Source organism: Undibacterium sp. Ji42W (assembly GCF_049340405.1).
In the GTDB taxonomy this organism is placed as follows: Bacteria; Pseudomonadota; Gammaproteobacteria; order Burkholderiales; family Burkholderiaceae_D; genus Undibacterium.
Map to the genome: position 1 here is coordinate 313,232 of NZ_JBMPOV010000003.1, position 22,122 is coordinate 335,353.

Consider the following 22,122-nt stretch of genomic DNA (forward strand, 5'->3'; position numbering starts at 1 on the left):
ACAGATATTAATCTTGTTAGTATTTAATTGCAACTATCTTAGTTTTATTTTGAATAAAAGAGAGATTCCTGCACAACTATTAACCTGTTGCGAGCCCCGCGCGCACTAATATGTACAAACGCGGTGTAAATACGGGAGGAAAATTTGGTACGCATGGCGCATCTGATTGACTACACCACCAGATAACCGCGTCTATCGGCAACGCCTATCTCTGCCGTCAGGCCTGCGTTAAATTCCAGGTAATCCGCTTCTATGCCATCGCTGAAGATGACCCCATGTTCCGGCATCAGGGAGGTGACTTGCAGCTTGCTGTCTTCCTGGATTTGACCACGGACTAAAGTCGCAGATGAAGTCTTGCTGGGGAAGGGTTCGCGTACGGCGAACATCAGTTCGCGGGTATCCCAGTCTGCGGTGTGTGTCAGCGGCTCGGTGGCGATGTTGTATATCATCTGACGCGGATCATCAATCTGCTCGTGCAGGGCTGCTGCACCTGTCAGTATGCTCTTCATCCAGCCTGTGGAACCCATGCCGGTAGAGATGATGATGCCGCTCGATGATTGTCGTTCCTGGCGTTCTTGCAGTTGTATGGTGTAGCTCGCAGAGATATGGGATTTGGGCCCGATGAAGATGTCGTTCACGCCCAGCATGGTCTGGCCGTTGTTCAGCCTGGCCATGGCCATGGTGACTTCGCGCACCGGGCGGCGCTGTTGCAGTACTTCGGGGACGATTTTGGGTAAATCCCTGACCTGGAAAGGCAGCAGTACGCCATCCCAGCGCTGCACATCAGGGTTGATGCCTATCAGGCGCTGGCCATCCAGATATTTCATGGTGTTCACGACCAGGCCGTCCTGTCCGAGGGCGATGATGATATCGTCGCGGCCAAAGATCATGTTAGGCAAAAAGCTGCGATCTATCTTTTGCAGACGTGCAATTTGCGTGAGACTGATTTCTGCCGCACTGACACAGGCCAGGTAATTGTCATGCTCAGCCTGGTAGGCGGCAAAATCACCACCCAGATGCTCTATGTAAAATCGCGCCTGACCGACCGTGTTGTACTTGACAATGAGTTCTTCCAGCCTGGTCTTGCGGGTGATCAGGATGATTTTGTTTTCTGTCAGGCGCGCTGAGATACTGGTACTGTTGCCGATGCTGCTCATATTATTTCCCCGGTTCATCCAGGCTGGTTCATCAATTCACGCAACAGGTCTGGTGTGATATTCAACTGGCCTATGGAGCCCGCTTTTTCTGCCAGTTCCTGGAAGGCGAGGGCGATCAACTGGCCGGATTGCATATTGCTCATGGACAGGGCCTGCAAGACTTTAGGATCAACACCGTTATAGGCATTCATCAGAGTTTGTGCAGCATAGGCGCGGCTGTCGGCTTCTGCCCTGGCATTTTCTGTCGATAGTTTGACGAGCGTGGTTTGCTGGTTTTCTTCTGCGATTTTGGCTTGTACCTGGGCGAGTTTCAGTTCGCTTTGCTTTTGTTGTATGCTTTTTTCTGCTTCCATCTGGGTCTCGCGTATCTGGCGTTTTTTGCTTTCGACAGCGATTTCGGTATTCAACTCATTCTCGCGTATGCGGCGCTCTTGTTCAACGGCGGCATTGCGGCGTTCATAAATGGCATCATCCGCGCATTTGAGGATTTGTTCGCGCGCCTGCGCTTCCAGTGCCTTGGCTGCTTCTGGCGTGGGTTTGAGGGCCAGAAAACTCAATCCTAGCAACTCCACCCCCAGTGCCTGCAATTCCTTGCTGTCGCGTACTGCCATGGTCACCGCAGAACCCAGCGTATCAGCCGCTTTCAGGGCGTCACGCAGGGCCAGGCTTTGCAAGCCCTTACGTGTCAACACTTTCACCAGGTTGACGATGCGTTGTGGGAGTTTTTGCGGGTCATCTGAAATGTATTGTTGCGTCACTGGATTGATGGCGAAATTGAGCAGTGCGCCTACCTTTTGCGGATCGCTGATGCGGTAAGTGACTTGCCCCTGCACCGTGACAGTCTGAAAATCAGCTGTGTTTTCTTCAAAGATAAAAGGTGTATCGGTACTCGCCATAGGGATGGCGAGCATGGTGGTTGTCGGAGCATAGTAAAAGAAAGCCAGCCCCGCACCTTCGCGTCTGATATGACCATTCTTAAATTGCAGCACATAGGTAGTGGGCTGGAACTTGATGAATTTGATGCTGAACATGGCTATTCCTTTTTTTTGTTTCAAGTACGCAGAGTTGTTTTGGGTTCATTTATGTAGATGAGCGGCAGCATTTTCCCTCTGCTTGAATACAGAATAGTCTACTTAAATATAAAATGCAACTAAGTTATTTAATTATTGTAACTAAGATGATGAGGCGATTGAAAGATTGCACACTCTACAGTTTCGTTATCCTGAAATTTATAGGCAAAAAGCGTGGGCTTGTTTACACTGCCGAAGGTATTCACATTCGATTTAATACTCCAGGTGACAGTTTCATCAATGAAAAATAAAACTCCTCCAGCGGTAACGTCATTGCTTGCAAAAGTGGTTTGGCGCGAGTGGTTGATCTGGCGGCACGCGCCGGCATGACCAAGCAAAGTATGGGCTATCTGGTTGATCAGATGCAGGCTGCAGGCCTGCTGGAGATAGCACCTGACCCGCATGACAAGCGCGCCAATATCGTCAGGCTGACAGCGCGGGGAGAGAAGGTTGTGAACGCCAGTATAGAATTATCCAGACAGGGTGAGGCTTACCTGTCAACGCTGGTAGGGGAGGGGAAGATCAGGCAATTGAGAAGTATCTTGCAAGAGATTTATCAGCATTTGGAAGAGCCAGATCAGGCAGGTAAATCCTAGCAATATCCCGGTTTGTTGGCAGCTTCATACTGTATCTGGCGGCCCTTTCAATTCGACGACGTTACTTTCCGGGTCACTGATGTAGATTGATAAGCCTTCCCCTTCGGCCCCATAACGCTGGCCGACTTCGCCAACGGTGACGCCATGTTTTTGCAGATGGGCTTGTATGCTGACCAGATCAAACGGCTCAACGCGCAGGCACAGATGGTCCATATTGCGGCCTTCTTTACCAGGTGCTGCACCACCCATGCGGCCCAGTTTACATGTAACCGTTATCAGGTCTATCAGTGACCTGCCTGCACGCAACTGCGTCAGGCCAATCTCTTCCTGCCTGCGTTCGGTAGCGCATCCCAGTACATCACAATAAAAATGCAGCATGCTGTCCAGGTCTTTTACCCGTAGGACCAGATGATCGATTTCGCGTATCTTGAACATGGTTAAGATTCGTCAGTAGTGGCGATTTCTTATATTAAACCTGTTTGATCGATTGTGCAGGGGACGTAAGTAGGGTGCGCTTGACGCACGCGCAGCACCGTGGGCGGTGTTCACAATCGGTGCGCACGGCGCACCCTACAGGATATCGAAGATCGTAGGGCGCGTTGTAATGCACCCTGCAAACATATATTGCGACGATTGTGCGTTGATGAAGCAGGCAACAAGTCTTACTCAAACATTCTCAGAAAAATTAAGCTCTATGCCATTGCCTTCAGGGTCACTAAAAAATACCTGGTGCTGGGTTGCAAAACCTGCTGATGCTTCCACCGTGGCATGGCGATACACAATGCCATCGGCCTGCAATTTTTCCAGCATGGCAGGCAAATCCGTACAGGCAAAAGCGACATGGTCGAAGCCGGTTTTCAATGCAGTCTGGCGCGTTTCACCCGGACGGTTTTCTGACAGGTGCAAGACATCGCGGCTACCGGCATATAACCAATAGCCAAAGCTCTTCAGTGGCCGGGGACCTTCTGTCAGGCCCACATAGCGTATATAAAAATCCTTAAGCTTTTCCAGCGTGGCACGGTCGCCGCGCAGATTGTAGTGACCAAGAGCGATGGCAGGCATATGTTTTCTTCCTAAAATCTGTTTTTAATAGGACTTATGCAAAATTGTCCCAGCAAGGCTATTGCTTTAAGAGGCATCCCTTGCAAGGGATGCCCGTTACGTCGGCGGGCAACATGTTCCCTGAAACCCCGACTACACCGCGGCGACGAAGACAGTACTTTAGTACCGAATTTTACTAACTACTGGAGCTGCAACGCAGCTGGAGCGATTTTGCGTAAGTCCTGTCATTTGAGCCAGCCGCGACGGCGGAAGTACCAGAACGGCGTAATTGCAGAAGCCAGCATCAGCGCCAGTGCGAACGGGTAACCGAGTTGCCAGTCCAGTTCCGGGAACCAGCCCTTGAAGTTCATCCCATAGATACTGGCGATGAGGGTAGGCGGCAAGAAGGCCACGCTGGCGACCGAGAAAATCTTGATGATCTTGTTCTGGTTGATGTTGATGAAACCAACGGTCGCATCCATCAAAAAGTTGATCTTGTCGAACAGGAAGGAAGTATGACCATCCAGCGATTCTATATCACGCAAAATCTGGCGTGCTTCTTCAAACTGGTCGGCATTGAGCAAACGGCCGCGCATCAAAAAGCTGACAGCGCGGCGGGTGTCCATCATATTGCGGCGTATGCGGCCATTCAAATCTTCTTCTACTGCAATCGAGTTCAGCGCGGCGGCGGCATCCTGATCGCTGAAGTTTTTTTGCAGTACACTGCGGCTGACGTCTTCCAGGTTTTGATAGATGCCTTCAAGCGCATCCGCAGAATATTCTGCATCTGTCGCATACAGGTCGAGCAGCACATCCTTGTAATCAGCGATAGAGCCGGGCCGTGAACGTGCACGCATGCGCACCAGGCGGAACACTGGCAGGTCTATGGTGTGGACAGAAAATAAAATATCGCGCGCCAAAATAAAGGCCACCGTCACTGTACGCGCTGGCTCATCATCATCGTCAATCAAGAAATCGGTGCGCAGATGCAAGTCGCCATTATCGGCTTCGTAATAACGTGCCGATGCCTCGATATCCTTGACCTCGTCTTCGCCCGGCAAGGTCACGCCATAGATACTTTTTACCCATTCACGCTCTTCTTCATTGGGGTCAGTCAGATCGACCCAGATAGGAAGGGTATTTTCAAGATCAGCGCGGTTTTCCACATTGATCTGGCTCAGGCGGCCATTGTGCAAGACGAAGACATTAATCATAGGCAAATTCCAGGAAAGCAAAGTCTTTGGTTTGGCTGGATTGTAAACCCGTTTTATGCCTGTGGGCTGGTTGGGCCAGTATTTTATTTGGGTTTTTGGTGGGGATTTATATGTCTTTTGTTTAATTTTTTCTGATTGAAGGGGATTTGACATTTTTGTAGGGTACGCCATGCGCACCATTGCCATGTCTTTAAACCAGCGTAGATGTCCTGGGCGAACTATTGGGGTTGATACGAACCGGTGCGCATGGCGCACCCTACTGGGTACTGGCACACATTCCTTGCCTATCTGTGATAAATTTCTCTGCTCATTGAAATGAACAAACCAGTGTAAAAATTAATTTGAAGAACAGCATGAGCACAAACACTTACCAGGCGGTTGCCGCCATCCCTGATATTGCCACCTACTGCCACTTGCGCAAGGCATCCGGTTTAAGCACAAAGACAGTAGAAGCGGCGGCGCGTGGTTTGCCAGCCAGTCTGTTTGCCGTGCAAATCATGCAGGGCGAGTTGGTCGTTGGCATGGGGCGTGTTGTTGGTGATGGTGGCACTTCATTTCATGTCGTCGATATCGCAGTCTTGCCAGAGCATCAGGGCAAGGGCCTGGGCAAGATGATCATGCGCGAGATCACGCATTACCTGCAAAAAAATGCGCCAGAGTCAGCCTATGTAAGCCTCATTGCTGATGGTCCGGCGCAAGATCTGTATGCGCAATTTGGTTTCAAACATACGGCCCCCGCCTCGGTGGGCATGGCTTATAAAATCTGATTTTAATGTAGCATCTAATTTACGGAAACATGCATGGAAGAATTTCTGGCAAGCAGCATCTACATAGACTGGCAACATCCCGCCGTACTGGCACAGGCACGGCAACTGGCTGCCGTCGGTGGTGATCAGGTTGAAGTCACACGACGCTGTTTTCATTTTGTGCGCGACCAGATCAAACATAGCTGGGATTACCACCAAAATCCTGTGACCTGCAAGGCATCTGATGTGCTGAAGCATGGCACCGGTTATTGCTATGCCAAGAGTCATTTGCTGGCTGCCCTGCTGCGTGCCAATGGCATCCCCGCAGGCCTGTGTTATCAACGCCTGACCATAGGCACGGAACCACCATTTTGCCTGCACGGGCTAAACGCGGCCTACTTGCCAGAACATGGCTGGTACCGGCTGGATGCGCGTGGCAACAAGCAGGGCGTGGATGCAGAATTTTGTCCGCCAAAAGAGCAGCTGGCCTTTGCTATTGCCATGCCAGGCGAGCAAGATTTCGCAGGTGTCTGGGCAGAGCCGCATGCAGCAGTATTAGCGTCATTGTTGACGCAGCCAACGGTAGAAGCGGTGATGGCCCATTTGCCTGATGGTGATTTGAGTACTGATCCCACACCCGCCCGCCTGGCGCATTTACTGTAATAGGATTACCTGAAACCATGACAACCAACAATGACCTGAGTCCTGAAACCGTCGTCCAGGCGCAGCTCGATGCCTACAATGCCCGCGATATCGAAGCCATACTCAAGACCTATGCTGTCGATGCGCAACAATTTGAATTTCCGGGCAAGTTGCTGGCAACAGGCCACGCAGAAATACGCCCACGCATGGCGGTGCGCTTTGCTGAACCCAATCTGCACGCCAGGCTCATACGCCGTGAAGTGATAGGTCACATCGTCATTGATCATGAAGAAGTCGCGCGTACTTTTCCTGAAGGCACAGGGCGCATGGAAATGATCGCGATTTATGAAATTAAAAATGGGCTGATACAAAGCGCTTCCGTGGCTTTGGGTGCCAAGATACTGGATTGATGCCGGATTAGCATCGTAGTAGCCACTGATGGTCAACAATGGTCAGCTATGGTCACCGATTTGCGGGCATATTCAGGTCTTCGCGGTAAAATAAGGCTTTCCCAGTCTTACTCCCTATCATGGCCCGTCTGCAACTGCATTTCCCCGAAGACCAATATTATTTCACTACCCAATTGACAGTCAGGGTGACTGACATCAATGGTGCCAACCACCTCGGTAATGATTCCATGATCTCCATGATTTCTGAAGCGCGGGCACGTTTCCTGTATGACTTTGGCATACGCGAAACTGCCGCTGGTGGCAGTGGCATCATCGTGACTGACCTGGCAACGACGTACAAGGCCGAAGCCCATGCGCGTGACCAGCTATTGTTTGAAGTGGGTGTCATGGACTTTAACAAATATGGTGGCGACATTACCTTCCGCATCAGCCGTCCGGCAGACCAGACCGCCATTGCGATGGCGAAATCAGGCTTTGTATTTTTTGACTACCGTGCCGGACGCGTAGTGGAAATGCCGGAAGACTTCAAGGCCAAGTTTGCACGGGTGAATTTTCTGGATTAATTTTCCTGAAACGCAGGCCATGTCTTTCTTAGCTAAGATATGTGGCCAGATGAAGGAGACATGCCTGCAACGTGGGTTTAGCAGCTGGAGTCCTGCGCCAGCATGCGGCTGGAAGGGCTGTCTGCCACCGTCAGCAAGCCAGATCAAGTGTATGTTTAAAATGAATGCCATCTTTTGAGCGCCACTCCATTTCTACCGGGCCAGCGAAGGCTCGATAATCACCCGAGGTAAACCCGGGGTACCGCGTTTCATCTTCCGTAGTTTTTTCCCTTGCCGTTCTGCCTATTGCTATTTCATGAGGAGAGCCAGCATACAAAAGTCGAAAATCACCTGCGCTATATATTTGGAGATCGAGTTCGTGTGCATCGAATTTCAAAAACTTCATCTTCTGCTGCCATGGCGAGGCTTCCCATTTGTGTCTGTAAAAGAATAGTCAGTATAGACGTCGTCCATTTCAGCACTTTTCTTCTTGATACAGTGTTAGTTTTTACCGTTAACATTTGCAATTAGATCGTGATAGTGCACATTGATCGTATCAGTTAAGGTTAAGAAATGAGTGTGGAAATAAAATAATTTTTGTGCACTCGCAGTGCGAAATTGCCCATAGCTCCTTGCATCATTCCGGCACGCAATATCTATAGCACTGATGGTGTGGAAGGATCTATCTTTGAGGGATGCCTGCATCATGGGGTGACCATGTCGCGTGCCAGTGGGAGATTGAAAGGGAAATGTACATCAGCCAGCGATTGCTACTCTCCAGGCCGAAGAGTAGCAATAAGTACTAAATCATCATGCGCCAAACTTGTAATTGACTTCCACCCAGCCCTGGCGACCAACCGGGCTGAATGAACCAACCGGGTAGTTAGGCCAGCCGCCGCTATAGTCATACTTGATCTTGTTCAAGACATTGTTGACGATGACAGAAACGCTCAGGTTCTTATTGGCCTGATAGACTGTGCTCCAGTTGGCGATGCCTGTCGGTGACAGGTAATACTGGCCAGAGCCATTCGGTATCTTGCCATAGCGCGTGACTGTCAGGGTATTGGAAAAATCTCCTTTTACCCAGTTGATGCTGGTGATGAGCTTGTCGCGCCAGTCGCTGTTGCCAAGGTCGGCCAAATCATCATACAGGGCATCGCCTTCAAACTGCTTGGATTTTTTGCTCAGGGTCTTGCTGTAATTGGCCTTGACGATGAAGCTGCCATAAGCGCTGGTCTTGAGCTGATACTTGCCGCTGATGTCGATGCCGCTGGTGGCCTGGTAAGCCGCATTGATGGGGTTGACCCAGATCTCCTGTATTTCACCGGCATGGCTCAGTGCATCTTTTGGATAACGCTTGATGCGGTTGATGGTATCGGCACACAGGCTGGAGCCTATATCGCGCTTGCCGGTGCGGCAATCAGCTTCATCGCGCAAGAGCTGGTCGGCACTGAGGTTGACCACCATGTCACTGATTTTGATATTCCAGTAATCGAGCGAGACATCAAACTGATTGCTCGGCGACCAGACCACGCCCAGGCCAAAGGATTTGCCTTTTTCTGACTTCAGGTCGGGGCTGCCAAACTGCACATAGTTGGCACCTGGTGAATAATTCGCATAATCACAATCCTTGAGTTCCTGGCCTTCAGCCTTGCAGCGGTAATAGTCAGTGGTGCTGGAATAATAACCTGTGCCACGCGCCTTGAAGATATAGTTCATGTCCGGTGCGCGGAAGCTGGTGGCGTAATTGGCACGTAACAAGAGTTCAGAGGTAGGGCGAATCTCAAGGCCACCGTTATAGGTCAGCTTGCCATCCTTGCGGCCAGCGAAGTGATAATCATCGTAGCGGCCAGCCAGGCTGGCAGTGACTTCCTTGAGCAGTGGTACATAGACTTCTGCACCGAGTGCATAACGCTGGCGCGAGCCACGCACATCATCTGATTTGGTGACAGTATTGAACACACCCTGGTTGATTTTTGGATCAGGCAGGTTATCAAAACTCTGGCGGCCTATCTCGGCAATGGCCGCAGTCTTGACAGCGCCTGCGGGCAGTTTCCATAATTCAGTGTTGACAGCCAGGCTCAGGGTCTGTGTGCGTGAACTGTCTGAGCTGCGTGATGCCGAGGTGATCTGGTCAAATTCTGCCGGTGTCAGTCTTTGCGTCAGGCGTTTTGGATCAGGTGCATAGATGGCGATGCCTGCGGCATCCAGACCTAGTTTTGGTCCCAGAAAAAACTGGTCTATATTGGCCAGCGTACGCGGTGCCACGTTTTCGCTGCGGTAAGCAGAAGCGCTATAAGCTGCTTCATAATTCCAGTGCGTGCCAGGGATCACGCCTTTGATACCGAGATTGATACCAGCAGACTGGTCATCCCAAAGGCGGTTGAAGCGGTTCACGCCATTGATTTCTTCCGGTGCGAATACTTTGCTCCAGGCTTCATAGGCATTGCTGTTCTTGTTCCAGAAATAGCTCTGGTTGGTCGAGGACGATACCCAGCTTGGCGAGCGGGTATCGTTTTCTGTCTTGTTCTTGCCCAGTAAAATATCGGCGAACAGAGTCGTGTCAGCATTCAGATCCAGGTTACTGCTGGAGAAAAAATTCAGGCTCTGGTTTTTTGTTTGTACACTCCAGTGCATGGGGCTCAGGCGTGGGCTGGCGCAATAACTGCCCTTGCTGGTTTTATAGCTGATTTGCGTGCCTTCAAAAAGATCACTGAGCTGGCTACAGGCATCACCGAGATCCAGGTATTTGCCAGACTTGATATCCTTGCGGTACAAGGTTGCGCTGGGGGTGCTGCGGCTCGCCATGAAATCACGCTGGGTCGCACGCAGTGGTTCACGCTCGCTGTATTCCAGGCTGAACAGGCTGCGCAACTGATCAACATTGGCGGTGCCAGAGAGTTGCACGCGCTTGTTGCTGCCGCCACCGCGGTCAGTATCGCCGAGTTTGACATTCAGGTTATAACCCTGGCTTTGTTTTTTCAGGATGATGTTGACCACACCGGCAATCGCATCAGAACCATAAATTGCCGACGCACCACCATTCAGAATTTCTATGCGCTCGACAATATTCGAAGGAATATTCGCCAAATTGGTAAAATTGACCGTGCCCTCATAAGCAATAGGGAAATCAGCCATACGCCTGCCATCAAGCAGTATCAGGGTATGGTTGGGCCCCAGACCGCGCAGGCTAATGGTATTGGCGGAAGGCGTGAAAGTATTGCCGAAATCTTCGCCCTGGGTAAAGCCAGAGTTTTGTACCGAGTTATTGATCGCATCATAGACATTCTTGTAGCCTTGCCTGGTGATTTCTTCTGCGGTGATGATGGTGACTGCGGCTGGCCCTTCCAGGCTGGCGCGGGGTATACGTGAACCGGTGATGACAACGGCTTCAGGTTTGCTTTCTGCGGTCTGGGCAAAGGCAGTGCTGGTATAGGTCTGGCTGTAAAAGAGTGCCAGTAAACACGCTGTTATTGGCTTCAATACCGGCTTCAATACCGGCTTCAATGCGGTTTTAAGTACAGGCTTAATGGTAAGTTTAAGTGCGGGTCTGGTTGCAGGGTGACAGGAGTGGGTTTTATGTTGCATGAGTCTTCTCAGAAATGAACGAAGACCGAAAAATATCAAGGATATATCTATATTAATACGAATATATCCGTATATCCACATGCATAGCATGATTGGTATTACTACTTATACTCCGGCCCTAATCAACATTCGCATAGGGAATGTGTGGCACACTTACGAAAGTGGTTTCGTTTCCATTAACATCAGAATACACGCAGTGCTTTTCAAAAAAAACTTGCACAATATGATTTGCATCCTGCTGTGCTGCTTCGCCAGTCTGGGTAGCATGCACAGCCAGGCAGGAACTATCACGCTCGTCGGTGAGGATAGCTGGTATCCGTATTCTGCCGTCAAGGATGGACAGAACCGTGGCTTTGCCGTCGATGTCATCAAGGCTGCCTATGCGGCGGTGAATGTTGATGTCAAATTCATCTCCACCCCATATTCACGCTGCCTGATGCTGGTCAAAAGCGGGCAGGAGCTCGGTTGTTTCGACAGCCTCAAAGACACTGCACTGGAACCGGATTTTATCTTCCACAAGGAAGCCATCTTCAAGGCCAGTGTCGGCATTTACGCCAGGACAGACAGCCCACAATCAAGAGTCAGCAAGATCAATGTGCAGGAATTAAATAAATATATCATCGGTGTGACCCATGGTTATACCTATGGCAGCGCATTTGAAAACGATACCCGCATCGTCCGTGAAAGCGCACCAAATGACATGTCCAACCTGCGCAAACTCTTGCTTGGCCGCTCAGATTATTCCCTCATCTATACCCGCATTGCAGATTACCTGAGCAGCGTCCACCCTGATGAGTTTAAAGGGAAAATCCAGCAAACCGGTATCCTGCTGGAAGACAGTCTGTACGTGAGTTTTTCCAAGCGCCGCCCGGAATCTCAGCAATATGCAAACGCCCTCGACCAGGGCCTGCGCCAGATCAAGTCGAATGGCGTGTATGCGGCCATAGAAAGGAAATGGGCCCGGCCTGAGCCATGAACGAACAACAAGCTGCGTCTCTAACGGCAAGATGCGCTTCCATCATTAAACAATCTCTTTGCCGTTGAAAACGGCAAGCATCCAAACTATTTCATGTCTGAACATTCAAGCAAAACAAGTCTTATCAACAAAACTGACTCGGCACATCGCCTTTCCACCCGCCTCGCTTTCCTCGCAGCTGGCCTGGTTGTTTCTGCATGGGCGCCGCTGGTGCCGTATGCCAAAGACAGACTGGGTCTCGATGAGGCTGCCCTGGGTTTGCTCTTGCTCTGTCTCGGCGGCGGTTCTTTATGCGCCATGCCCATGACAGGCATGCTGTGCGCGCGTTTTGGCTGCCGCAAGGTGATCTTGGCAGCAGGTGCGCTGACTTGCCTGATTCTGCCATGTCTGGCGGTGGTAAGCAGCCCCTTGTTGTTTGGCCTGACACTATTCCTGTTCGGTGCCTCGGTAGGTACGCTGGATGTGGCCATGAATATACAGGCGGTGATCGTAGAAAAAAACAGCGGTGCCGCGTTGATGTCCGGTTTTCATGGCATGTTCAGTGCCGGTGGTTTTCTTGGTGCGGGCACCATGGCCCTGCTGTTGTGGCTGGGCATGCCTGTCCTGGCCGCCAGCATCTGCCTGAGCTTGCTGGTCGCATTGATGTTGCTGATTGCCAGCCCGAATCTGCTGCATGAACTCGAAGCAGCCGAGCGTGATGGCCCGCAATTTGTAATACCGCACGGTGCAGTGATTTTTATCGGTGTCTTGTGTTTTGTGGTCTTTCTCGCTGAAGGTGCCTTGCTCGACTGGGGCGCACTATTACTGACCGCAGGGCGTGGGCTGGATGCCGGGCAGGGTGGCATAGGCTATGCCGCATTTTCGGTCGCCATGACACTCGGTCGCCTCACGGGTGACCGCGTAGTCGCGCGTCTGGGTGGCAAGCTGGTCATGCTGGCTGGGGGCGTGTGTGCGGCGCTGGGTTTTTTTGCTGCCGTACTGGCCAGCTCAGCCGTCATTGCCATCCTGGGCTTTATTTTGATAGGCATAGGTGCATCGAATATCGTGCCTATCTTGTTCAGCGCGGCAGGTAAGCAAAATGCCATGCCTGCCAGCCTGGCCATTGGTGCCATCACCACCATAGGCTATGCCGGTGTGCTGGCTGGCCCGGCCCTGATAGGCTTTGTTGCCCATACCATTAGCCTCAACATGGCATTTGCAGGACTGGGTGTGGCGATGTTGCTGGTGGCTGCCAGTGCAAGGTTGACACTGTTTGCCGGTAGCTCAGTCTGATTGATTTGTTGGCGTCAAGTTGTTTAAAAAAATCTTCAGCTACAATAGGCTTTCATTTTTCAGCCTACAATTTTCGCCATGATTTCATCTGCATACCGTAAATTCGCCCAGCCACAATTATCCGAAGCCAGCATACAGGCCGTGGCCGATGTGCTGCGTTCCAACTGGATCGCGACTGGTCCCAGGGTCAGTGAACTGGAACAGGCGTTATCAGTCACTTTCGGGCATCGCCCGACCAGGCTGCTGACTTCGGCCACAGGGGCGATGGAGGTGGCGCTGGCACTGTGTAATATCGGCGAGGGCGATGAAGTCATCACGTCTGCCCAGACTTTTTTCTCAGCCATGAACATGATTGTCAAATGTGGTGCCAAACCCGTGTTTGTCGATTGTGATCTGGTCACCCGCGCCATTGACCTGGCCCAGGTCGAAGCTGCCATCACGCCTAACACCAAAGCCATCATGCCCACGCATTTCCCCGGTGCGCTCGGTGATATGGATGCGCTGTATGCACTGGCAAAAAAATATCAATTGCGTGTTATTGAAGATGCCGCGCTGGTGCAGGGTTCGAAGTGGCAAGGCAAGCCTGTAGGTTCATTTGGCGATATCGCCATCTTCAGCTTCCATCCAAACAAAAACATGACGACGATAGAAGGCGGCGCGATTGTCGTTAACGATGAGGTTGAGGCACAGCGGGTAGATGTACTGCGCTTTCACGGCATTGCCAAACTGCCAGACCAGACCCGGGATGTGGTAGAGGCCAGCGGCAAATTCAATATGTCGGACGTATCAGCCGTGATCGGCCTGCATCAACTTACACAGTTCGACGACTTCATGGCCCAGCGCCTGGTGCTGGCAGATCGCTATTTCAACAGCTTCCCGCAGCTACCTGGTGTCGTGCTGCCACCGCAGGGCCAGCCAGACCAGACCTGGAATATGTTTTGCGTGCTCATCCCTTACGAAAACTTTGGCCACACCCGCAGCAGCTTCCGTGCGGCGCTGCATGATGCCGGTATAGGTACGGGCGTTTCGTATGAAGCCTGTCACACGACCACCGTGGGCAAGAGTTTTGGCTATGGCGATGGTATGTTCCCGAATGCAGAACGCATCGCCCGCGAAACTGTGACCCTGCCTTTGCATGTGGGTTTGACGGTGGGGGATGTGGATGAGATTTGTGCGGCGGTGAAGAGGGTGTTGGTGGGGTGAACATCGCAAGAATTGGATAAACGCTCGAGAAAAACTATGGCAGCAATAACTTTATTTAAAACAATAATCGCTACCTGCTCATTTTTTTTTGCGGCGGTAACAAGCTTTGCAGCGCCGCCTTCAACGTATAACCAGGTACAGGCGGCTTTGCCGTATTTGGATGCGGAGTTGACCAAGAGTTCTGCCGCATTGTATCCGCGCGTTTTGGCTAGAGTCCGGGATGGTAAAAAGAATGAGATTTTTTGGTTAAGTGGTATCCGTAAGGCAGGAGATTTTTATACTGGCAAACTGGAAACAGCGCCCGTACAAATTGCGAATGTGGAACTGGGTCAGACTATATCAGTCGCAAAAAAAGATATTCTTGATTGGAGTTATCAAGATCCAATCAGCCGGAAAATCTACGGAAATTACGGGGTCTGCATGGAGCTACAAGCGCTTCCTGCTGAAGAGCAATTAGAACGAATGACTTTTTGGGGTCTTGAATGCAAACCAGCAAAGTAGATCAACTGTTTCATTCGGTTATGTAAATATCGTAGGGCGTATTGTAATACGCCGCATGAGATCGTGAAATGAAGGCTACCTGCTGCCCTGGCAAACGTGCGGCGCATTGCAATGCGCCCTACATTCAGAGTAATGCGTTGGCCTGGGCAGTTTTACTACTGACTCAATCACCCGCGTCCTTGCGCTTTTCCGGCGCATCCGGTACTACCACTTTTTGCCCATCTACGCCTGCCTTGCTGAGCTGGCCTTTTTCCCAGAACAGCATTTCACCCTTGACACCGCCCTTGATGCCGGAATCTATAGAAATGACTTTGCCCTGGTAGTGGGAATACACACCATCCATGGTGGTGTGGCCAACGACGATGCGTTCGAGCTTGAGTTGCTGCAACATTTTATCAAGGTCGGCAACAGGTAATTTGGGGGCATTGAAATAGCCACGGTACCAGAGTGGCCCTACGCTGCCATACAGCCAGCTCAGCACATCGTCAGTCTTGATTTGTGCTTTGCTCAAACCCAGTGTGCTGCGGTATTTTTCATTGATTTGTTGCAGGCTCATGTTGAGGTTTTGATGATCGGGATGCAGGCCGCCATGCATGAAGAGCATGTCATTGACCTGAACGATCACAGGCTTGCTGCGCAGCCAGCGGCCAAGCACGCTGCTATTGTCAAACATTTGCTGGTAACTGATATTCAGGTGCTGGGCGACGGCGGCATATTTTTTATTCAGGTAACGCACGTCGCCTGCCATGGAGATGGCTTCATGGTTGCCCAGCAGCAGATGCACGCCGCCACCAGCGGCGCTGGCCTGTGCTTCAAGTGCATATAGCAGCCACAGGGCTTCAGTAACTTTAGGGCCGCGATCCAGCACATCACCAGTGATGACGAGATGGCCTTTGCCATATGTCCATTGCCAGTCCTGGTTGATGATGCCATTGGCCTGCAAGAGCTTGAGCATGAGGTCAAACTGGCCGTGGATGTCACTGATGGCGGCGAGCTTGTCGGTCTTGAATTTGATGGTCACGGGAAAGGCAGTTTCTGCCGGACGTATCGTCAATGCCTGCGGATAACCGCAAGCTGCAGGCAGGCTGATGTTGGCAGAAGTGCTGAAGCTTTGCTTTTGCAATTGATCATTGCATATCCAGTTCACATCCAAGCCACCCTTGTCGGGCTGGTTCGGCGACTGGTAAAACGCATACGGGCCATCATTGATACCAGTGACCGGTGTTGCGGACGTTGATACCGCAGATGCCGTAGATGCTGCAGCCGCAGCCGATGTAGGCACTGGCGCAGCATTTTGCGCCAGCGCCGTACTCAGCATTAAGAGGCTGGCGAGGGCGGCAACGCTACTGCGCAATGCGAATGAGTTGAATGAATTGAACGAGCGAAGGCGAAATAGTGATGCTGATGCTGACATGATCTATCTGGAAAATTTTTGCTTAGTTTTTTAGATAATAAACTTCACCCCGATAAATCTCGGGTTTGGCTTGATTCGTGTTCAAGACAGGCAAGACCAGCCTCGGCGGCAGGTTGCCGAGCTTCCATTCGCTGGCCAGTGTCATGGCTTGCTGTATTTCTTCTGTCTTCAGGCGGAAGGCCAGACCCAGTTTTTGTTTGTTGGGCATGTCCTGCATTTCCTTGTTGGTATCGAGCCTGTCGGCGATAGAGAAATACAGGTAGGCGCGGGGTAGGTCGGCGGCAATGCCATTGCCTTCACTATAGACATTGCCCAACCAGGCAAACGCCCGTGCATGGCCCTGGCGGGCAGCCTGCGCCAGCAGGTGGATGGCAAGATTGACATCGCGTGGCATGCTGGCACCCGACAGGTATTGGGTAGCCAGATAAGTCAATGCCTGAGGGTGGCCTTGGCCGGCTGCCTGTGCTGCATAAATATTGGCAACACGTTGATCGACCTCAGTACCCAGGCCCAGGGCAAAGATGCGTGCCAGACGGAACTGGCCCTCTGCATCTTGCTGGTCAGCAGCGGCCCTGTACAACTTGTTGGCCTGCTCCATATCCTTGGGCACACCCAGACCCATTTCATGGCAGATACCCAGGGTGACCTGGGCGCTGGCCAGACCTTGCGCAGCAGCTTTCTGATACCAGGAGATGGCTTGCGCCATGTCTTTTTCTACACCTATGCCAAGGCGATAACCTTCTGCCAGGTTGAATTGTGAACTGGCATAGCCAGAAGCAGCGGCCTTACCGAACCATTCCATGGCCTTGGCCTCATCCTTGTCCGGCCCTTTGCCACTCATGTACAGGGTGCCCAGGTTATGCTGGGCTGCGGCTTCGCCACTAGCTGCCCTGGTACTCCAGTCCTGGAAGGCCAGAGAAAAATTACCCTCTCTGAAGGCTGCCGCTCCCACATCCGGTGTAGCTGCGGCAGCAGGTTTGGCCGGTGCGGTGACGGCATTGGCAGTCAGAGCATGGGCTGAGAGCAGAGAGCAGAGCAGGGTAGCGATGAGTGTGGATTTGTACATGGATGATGAGATAGGCTTGCGGGCGTACGGCTCAGGTTTGCTATTGAGGGTGGTAGTGTAATTCATCTTGCTCTGTGCAGGTGAAATCAGCGCTGCTCCAGGTTATCGTCCAGCATCTGCTGCCACTCTTCTGACCAGGCCAGCAGGGGCAGCATTGCTCTGACCAGGTTCAAGCCTGATGGGCTGAGGCTGTAACCGCCAGCAGTACCCATCTCGACGATGCGGGTTTCGCGCAGTTCACGCAGACGCTGGTTGAGCACGGTGGGCGACATGGCGTCGCAACGATCACGCAATTCACGAAAACTCAGCTGCTCGCCCTGCAATTCCCAGATCATGCGCAAAGTCCAGCGGCGGCCCAGCAAATCCAGCAGGGCCATGATGGGGCGGCCAGTCTGCGATCCCCGCACTGCCTGCCCTGGTTTTGGTGCCGTCATATTTTCTCCTTGCGCTACATTAAATGTAGCGATATGCTGTTTGCTACTGATAGCGTAGCGGTTTATGGATTTTAACACCGGGTAATGCCTTGTTGGCATTGGCCCCTATTTCATTGCGATTTTTTCAGGAGAAGACCATGAGCATGCCAAGAATTGCCCCGCTGGAGCCGCCATATGACCTCGACGTGGGCCAGGCTTTTGCACGCATCATGCCACCCGGCATGCCACCCTTGACGTTATTCCGTACCCAGGCGCACAACAAGCGTGTCTTGCTGCGCATGTTTGCCGGCAATCTGCTGGATAAGGGCGAGATATCCCTGCGGGAACGCGAGCTGCTCATCTTGCGCACCTGTGCCCGCTGCGGTTCGGAATATGAATGGGGTGTACATGTCACCTTGTTTGCCGACAGGGCCGGATTGAGCGAGCAAGACATTGCTGCCACGCTCAGCGATGCGCCAGTATCAAGTACTTTGTCGGCCTGTGAATTGTTATTGCTCAAAGCCGTCGATGAATTGCATGAAATGTCAAGCATCACAGACATTCTATGGGCGAAGCTGGAACAGCATTTCAGCCAGGCGCAGCTACTGGAAATCATCAGCCTGGTTGGCAGCTATCACACCGTGTCCTTCGTCACCAATGCCGCAAGAATAGAGCTGGAAACTTTCGCCGCGCGCTTTGAGCAGTACCGATGAACATCATTTGTGCTGCCTCATACGCCAGTCTTTCGCATCACTCCTTGCAACTGAAACAAGTTGCTGATGGTATGCAGGCCGACTGACGCACCCAGTTGGCTCTGGTCAGGTTGGTCAGTGATGCCCGTGGCAATCAAGTGGAACTGGTTAGCAGGGTCTGGTACGTGGCGCATGCCGCAGACTGCATGTAATGAAATGCGCGTCTTGCCATCATTGTAGGTTTCACCCTGCGCAGCGCATCCCTGCAAGGCGGCCATGTCTGGCCTGTGTTCAAAACGCGCCCGGTAAAATTCGATGATGGGGTATTCATTAAAGCCCGAGATTTCATGCACATAGGCGGCGTAATAGTACTGTTCAAGCTGGATGGCAACCACATCTTGTGCACGCAGGAAGGTCAGGCTGTCTCTGGTCGATGGCCGCTTTTTCAACGCCAGGGCAGGGGTGTTCAGCAAAGCCTTGATGGCATCGGTATTCCGAAAAAAAGCATCGCTGAGTGCCACTGCTGCGTTCAAGTTGTCTATAGCCTGCAATGCACGTTTGGTAATGGCCGTTTCAGTCATGCCGTGCTTGTGCAAGAGCAAGGCCAATGCAAGTACAGTCTTGTCTCTGTATAAGGGCGTGGCTTCATCATTGCTGGCGTTGAGCACACAATTCCAGCGCGCCAGCAGTCTGGGCAAGACATAGCCAGCCACGGTCAGATGCTGATCATGTTTGGCATAGCTCATGGCAGTTGACGTCAGGCTGGCGACATCATCTTCAATGACTTGTACCAGTTGGTGGGCGGCCAGTCTGTCGAGGGCTTGCTGGTGGGTGATAGCGGGCATATATCTCCTGCGGGTCTGTTCAAGGTCTTATAGCAACGATTTGGTCGCGCCAGCAAAAACAGATTTTCATTTGCTCACACTTGGATTATTGCGCAAACGCTGGCTGACGCTGACCAGCATCGCTTCACTGTAAGGCTGGCCGCTTTGCCCTGTTTCGCTGATCAGGCTGCGCCATAGCAAAGGGATATCCACATTCAGGGCCATGAATTTTTGCAAGCCACATGCGTAGGCATAATGGTAGGGATCACTCTGGCTGGTGATTTTTTTGCAGGTGGCGCTGGCGTTTGTCTGATAAGTGACAGCTTCTTCTGCTGTCCATATACCTGTGTTTTTAAGCGCTTCGATTGCCATCGCTTCCGCGCCGCCTTCATGTATCCAGGCTGGTTCGTCACCTATGCCACCCTGGCTGACATTTTCTTGCCAGATATGTGCCATTTCATGGGCGACCAGTTTTTGTACCAGGTGGCGTATCGCAGGATGTTCGTTGAGCATGGCTTTGCCGCTGAGGCGGAAAGTGATTTGCCCGTTCGTCGCACCACCTTTCATGGAGAAACCCGGACTGCTCGTATCAGTGACAGAAATCATCAACACCAGTTCACGCAAAAGAGGGCGCTGGTAATTGCTGGAAAAATAGGCAGACATGGTACTGGTAGTGTCGAGAATAAGTCTGGCCAGCCATTCAGGTGTCGCCGGGTCCAGCACCAGTTTGGCCGCACCTGCAAGGACGGGTTTTTGTGGCCCGAAATAAGCATAGGCACGCAAGCTCCGTTCTGCATCGGAGAAGCTTGGTGGGGGTATGACAGTCTCGCCAGGCAGGCCCTGGTAGCTGACTGTCAAATTCATGCCGCGTGTCTTGCCGCCTTCTTGCACATCACCGTCAAAAAATCCCATGTAGATGCCGGCACCCCCATTACTGTAGCGATTGTTCGGCGAATAGTTTTTTTGTGCAAAGCCGTTGTAAGAGGTGATTTCAAAACTGAGCTGGCGCGCAGGCTGCGCCAGGATATAACTGTCGATCGGCTGATCAGGCTGGGCAGATGGCTCAGCCTGATAGTGCACACCTGTTGTCAGTGGCTTCCAGGCGGTGCTGCGGTAGTCGCCAGCGGCAGGCATGCTGAACCGGGAGATCGCTTCGCTAAAACTGTAGTCTGCACGCCATTTGTCGGCTGCTATGCGGGTCAGTTGCATCTGTGCAGGCAACTTACCTGGTTCACTGGCGATAGCGGGCAAGTTGATCAACAGGTTGATGCCGGTTGCCATCACTGTGAGAATCAGGAAAGTTCGCATGAGGACCATTCAAGAGTTGTTGAATATGTCAGCATTCTATAAGAAAAAAATCAGATTAACGTCTTGGTGCGAGCTTATACTTAATTGATAACAGAGCATCCTGCGCTACACAAGATCATTCCACTGGCACGGTATTTGTACATCACCGCCTGGCAAGCAAGAGAGCCGGATACCTATTCCGCAAAGCTATGGCCGATTGGGCAATCCACATGACTTTGCACAAAATGACAGCCATGTCGTCTGCATGTGCTGCAATCGGCAGGACTGAGTTCGCGCTATTGCTACCGCATCGTCACCGCCAGCAGCACAACTGCCAAGGTCGGTCATTTCATCCACAGGCTGCATGATGAAATGACCGCGATGCAAAACTATTTGGAGCACTATAGCGCTGGGGCTGGAGACTTAATGCAGAACAGAGATCATGCCGCCGCAAGCTGACGCGATTTTTTCCAGAAACCTGATTTGACTTCACCCTTCTTCCAGGCCAGGTACAGGAATACGACACCCATCAAGGTCGCCAGAAAAACTGCCAGCACTGACGCTTCCGCCCCAAAAGCGCCACCGCTGAGCCATTCAGAACCCGTCATATGGGTTTGCAGCCAGCCTTTGCTGTCTGTGCCGGATACTGCGACAGAAAACACCGCGCCTTGGGTAAAATTCCAGGAAAAATGCATGGCGATACACAGCGCCAGGCGACGTGTCAGCATATAGGCAGCACCGAATGCGATACCCGCTTCCAGTGCAATCGCCACCGAACTGAAGACGGTAGCACCCGGGTTGGATGCATGGGCAAAACCAAAGGCCAGGGCAGAGATCAGGATGGCGACGGCACTACCCAGGGATTCTTCCATCATGCGAAAGATCATGGCGCGAAAAAACAGCTCTTCCATGACCGCTACCACCACAAAGATGGGCAGGTATTTGAGCATCAGCCTGGGGTCATTATAGCCATCGACATGAAACACGCCCAGCAAGGACAAACTGCCCAGCACCAGTACAAACAGCATGGCGCCCAGCACCAGGCCGATCAGCCATTCTTTCCAGGCAGAGAATAGTGCCAGCTCCGTTGGCTTGCGCTTTTCTATAAGGCGCACATAGAAAGCGTAGCTTAGCAAGCCAAGCACCATGGCTGCCATATTCCTGAACATGACCCAGTCCGGCCCGGCGAGGAAATGTGACATGGCTTTGCGGGAAACAAATTGCACGCCACCGACGATGAGTACCGCCAGCAGGAATTTGACGATGGTAAATTGCAAAAGTTTTTGATGCCAGACTGGCTTGTCCAGGCTGGCGTTGATTTCTGCTGTGGTCATAAATATCCCCATGGATTTTGTTGTGAGTATAGTCCGCGTCGGCCACGCCCAGCAATACACAGTAATGCGTTCATGGATGACTGGCTGGCACTATAAACAGATGACAAACTATTTACATCCACGATAAGACCAAG

At 51.9% G+C, this 22,122-nt stretch carries 22 protein-coding genes; 10 read left to right on the forward strand and 12 right to left on the reverse strand.

The features are described from left to right. Positions 1 to 170: 170 nt before the first annotated feature. Both ACO0LG_RS07670 and ACO0LG_RS07675 read right to left on the reverse strand, forming a co-directional pair. On the reverse strand, positions 171 to 1,157 hold the full coding sequence (locus ACO0LG_RS07670) for a sugar kinase (RefSeq protein WP_423024951.1): 987 nt from the start codon (positions 1,155 to 1,157) through the stop codon (positions 171 to 173). Positions 1,158 to 1,171: 14 nt separating this feature from the next. After that, positions 1,172 to 2,188 carry an SPFH domain-containing protein gene (locus ACO0LG_RS07675; RefSeq protein WP_423024953.1) on the reverse strand — a complete coding sequence of 339 codons (1,017 nt, stop codon included), beginning with the start codon at positions 2,186 to 2,188 and terminating at the stop codon, positions 1,172 to 1,174. Between the two features lie 338 nt (positions 2,189 to 2,526). Between ACO0LG_RS07675 and ACO0LG_RS07680 the strand changes: the two genes are divergently transcribed. Then, positions 2,527 to 2,823: a MarR family winged helix-turn-helix transcriptional regulator gene (locus ACO0LG_RS07680; RefSeq protein ID WP_423025569.1), complete on the forward strand. Its 297-nt coding sequence runs from the start codon at positions 2,527 to 2,529 to the stop codon at positions 2,821 to 2,823. A 24-nt stretch (positions 2,824 to 2,847) separates the two neighbouring features. Here the strand turns inward: ACO0LG_RS07680 and ACO0LG_RS07685 are convergent, their stop codons facing one another. The 3 genes from ACO0LG_RS07685 to corA form a co-directional block, all read right to left on the reverse strand. Beyond that, positions 2,848 to 3,258 carry a VOC family protein gene (locus tag ACO0LG_RS07685; protein ID WP_423024955.1) on the reverse strand — a complete coding sequence of 137 codons (411 nt, stop codon included), beginning with the start codon at positions 3,256 to 3,258 and terminating at the stop codon, positions 2,848 to 2,850. Positions 3,259 to 3,489: 231 nt separating this feature from the next. Then, positions 3,490 to 3,885, reverse strand: coding sequence for a VOC family protein (locus ACO0LG_RS07690; RefSeq protein WP_423024957.1), 396 nt, complete (start codon positions 3,883 to 3,885; stop codon positions 3,490 to 3,492). 224 nt (positions 3,886 to 4,109) lie between these two features. Further along, positions 4,110 to 5,078, reverse strand: a complete 969-nt coding sequence (gene corA / locus ACO0LG_RS07695) for a magnesium/cobalt transporter CorA (RefSeq protein ID WP_162043097.1) — start codon at positions 5,076 to 5,078, stop codon at positions 4,110 to 4,112. 353 nt (positions 5,079 to 5,431) lie between these two features. Here corA and ACO0LG_RS07700 point away from each other — a divergent pair, with 353 nt between their 5' ends. The 4 genes from ACO0LG_RS07700 (at position 5,432) to ACO0LG_RS07715 (ending at position 7,439) form a co-directional block, all read left to right on the forward strand. Beyond that, positions 5,432 to 5,845, forward strand: coding sequence for a GNAT family N-acetyltransferase (locus ACO0LG_RS07700; protein WP_423024959.1), 414 nt, complete (start codon positions 5,432 to 5,434; stop codon positions 5,843 to 5,845). Positions 5,846 to 5,878: 33 nt separating this feature from the next. Next, positions 5,879 to 6,487, forward strand: coding sequence for a transglutaminase-like domain-containing protein (locus ACO0LG_RS07705; RefSeq protein WP_423024961.1), 609 nt, complete (start codon positions 5,879 to 5,881; stop codon positions 6,485 to 6,487). A 17-nt stretch (positions 6,488 to 6,504) separates the two neighbouring features. Beyond that, a complete protein-coding gene (locus ACO0LG_RS07710) occupies positions 6,505 to 6,876 on the forward strand; it encodes a nuclear transport factor 2 family protein (RefSeq protein ID WP_423024963.1) in 372 nt (123 codons plus the stop codon). A 119-nt stretch (positions 6,877 to 6,995) separates the two neighbouring features. Further along, on the forward strand, positions 6,996 to 7,439 hold the full coding sequence (locus ACO0LG_RS07715; protein WP_422953389.1) for a thioesterase family protein: 444 nt from the start codon (positions 6,996 to 6,998) through the stop codon (positions 7,437 to 7,439). A 789-nt stretch (positions 7,440 to 8,228) separates the two neighbouring features. On the opposite strand, the gene ACO0LG_RS07720 is transcribed toward ACO0LG_RS07715, so the two are convergent. Further along, on the reverse strand, positions 8,229 to 11,006 hold the full coding sequence (locus tag ACO0LG_RS07720) for a TonB-dependent receptor plug domain-containing protein (protein WP_423024965.1): 2,778 nt from the start codon (positions 11,004 to 11,006) through the stop codon (positions 8,229 to 8,231). 196 nt (positions 11,007 to 11,202) lie between these two features. Here ACO0LG_RS07720 and ACO0LG_RS07725 point away from each other — a divergent pair, with 196 nt between their 5' ends. From ACO0LG_RS07725 to ACO0LG_RS07740, 4 genes are all read left to right on the forward strand, one after another. Continuing rightward, positions 11,203 to 11,982 (forward strand): substrate-binding periplasmic protein, encoded by a 780-nt coding sequence (locus tag ACO0LG_RS07725; protein ID WP_423024967.1) that lies wholly within the window; start codon positions 11,203 to 11,205, stop codon positions 11,980 to 11,982. Between the two features lie 93 nt (positions 11,983 to 12,075). Beyond that, complete coding sequence (locus ACO0LG_RS07730) at positions 12,076 to 13,254, forward strand: MFS transporter (protein ID WP_423024969.1); 1,179 nt, start codon at positions 12,076 to 12,078, stop codon at positions 13,252 to 13,254. Between the two features lie 78 nt (positions 13,255 to 13,332). Continuing rightward, positions 13,333 to 14,457, forward strand: coding sequence for a DegT/DnrJ/EryC1/StrS family aminotransferase (locus tag ACO0LG_RS07735; RefSeq protein WP_423024971.1), 1,125 nt, complete (start codon positions 13,333 to 13,335; stop codon positions 14,455 to 14,457). Between the two features lie 36 nt (positions 14,458 to 14,493). After that, positions 14,494 to 14,958 (forward strand): DUF2314 domain-containing protein, encoded by a 465-nt coding sequence (locus ACO0LG_RS07740; protein ID WP_423024973.1) that lies wholly within the window; start codon positions 14,494 to 14,496, stop codon positions 14,956 to 14,958. A 163-nt stretch (positions 14,959 to 15,121) separates the two neighbouring features. On the opposite strand, the gene ACO0LG_RS07745 is transcribed toward ACO0LG_RS07740, so the two are convergent. The 3 genes from ACO0LG_RS07745 to ACO0LG_RS07755 are packed head-to-tail and all read right to left on the reverse strand — an operon-like array spanning position 15,122 to position 17,872. Beyond that, positions 15,122 to 16,372 carry a metallophosphoesterase gene (locus tag ACO0LG_RS07745; protein WP_423024974.1) on the reverse strand — a complete coding sequence of 417 codons (1,251 nt, stop codon included), beginning with the start codon at positions 16,370 to 16,372 and terminating at the stop codon, positions 15,122 to 15,124. 22 nt (positions 16,373 to 16,394) lie between these two features. Continuing rightward, a complete protein-coding gene (locus tag ACO0LG_RS07750) occupies positions 16,395 to 17,504 on the reverse strand; it encodes a tetratricopeptide repeat protein (RefSeq protein WP_423024976.1) in 1,110 nt (369 codons plus the stop codon). 20 nt (positions 17,505 to 17,524) lie between these two features. Beyond that, a complete protein-coding gene (locus tag ACO0LG_RS07755) occupies positions 17,525 to 17,872 on the reverse strand; it encodes a winged helix-turn-helix transcriptional regulator (protein WP_423024978.1) in 348 nt (115 codons plus the stop codon). A 137-nt stretch (positions 17,873 to 18,009) separates the two neighbouring features. Here ACO0LG_RS07755 and ACO0LG_RS07760 point away from each other — a divergent pair, with 137 nt between their 5' ends. After that, the gene (locus tag ACO0LG_RS07760; RefSeq protein ID WP_423024980.1) at positions 18,010 to 18,564 is read left to right on the forward strand and encodes a carboxymuconolactone decarboxylase family protein; all 555 of its coding nucleotides are present in this window, start codon (positions 18,010 to 18,012) and stop codon (positions 18,562 to 18,564) included. Positions 18,565 to 18,581: 17 nt separating this feature from the next. Here ACO0LG_RS07760 and ACO0LG_RS07765 read toward each other — a convergent pair whose 3' ends face one another. From ACO0LG_RS07765 to ACO0LG_RS07775, 3 genes are all read right to left on the reverse strand, one after another. Continuing rightward, positions 18,582 to 19,388 (reverse strand): hypothetical protein, encoded by an 807-nt coding sequence (locus tag ACO0LG_RS07765; protein WP_423024982.1) that lies wholly within the window; start codon positions 19,386 to 19,388, stop codon positions 18,582 to 18,584. 66 nt (positions 19,389 to 19,454) lie between these two features. Beyond that, positions 19,455 to 20,675 carry a basic secretory protein-like protein gene (locus tag ACO0LG_RS07770; RefSeq protein ID WP_423024984.1) on the reverse strand — a complete coding sequence of 407 codons (1,221 nt, stop codon included), beginning with the start codon at positions 20,673 to 20,675 and terminating at the stop codon, positions 19,455 to 19,457. Positions 20,676 to 21,094: 419 nt separating this feature from the next. Further along, entirely contained in the window at positions 21,095 to 21,988 is an 894-nt protein-coding gene (locus ACO0LG_RS07775) for a lysostaphin resistance A-like protein (protein ID WP_423024986.1), read from the reverse strand. Between the last annotated feature and the right edge of the window lie 134 nt (positions 21,989 to 22,122).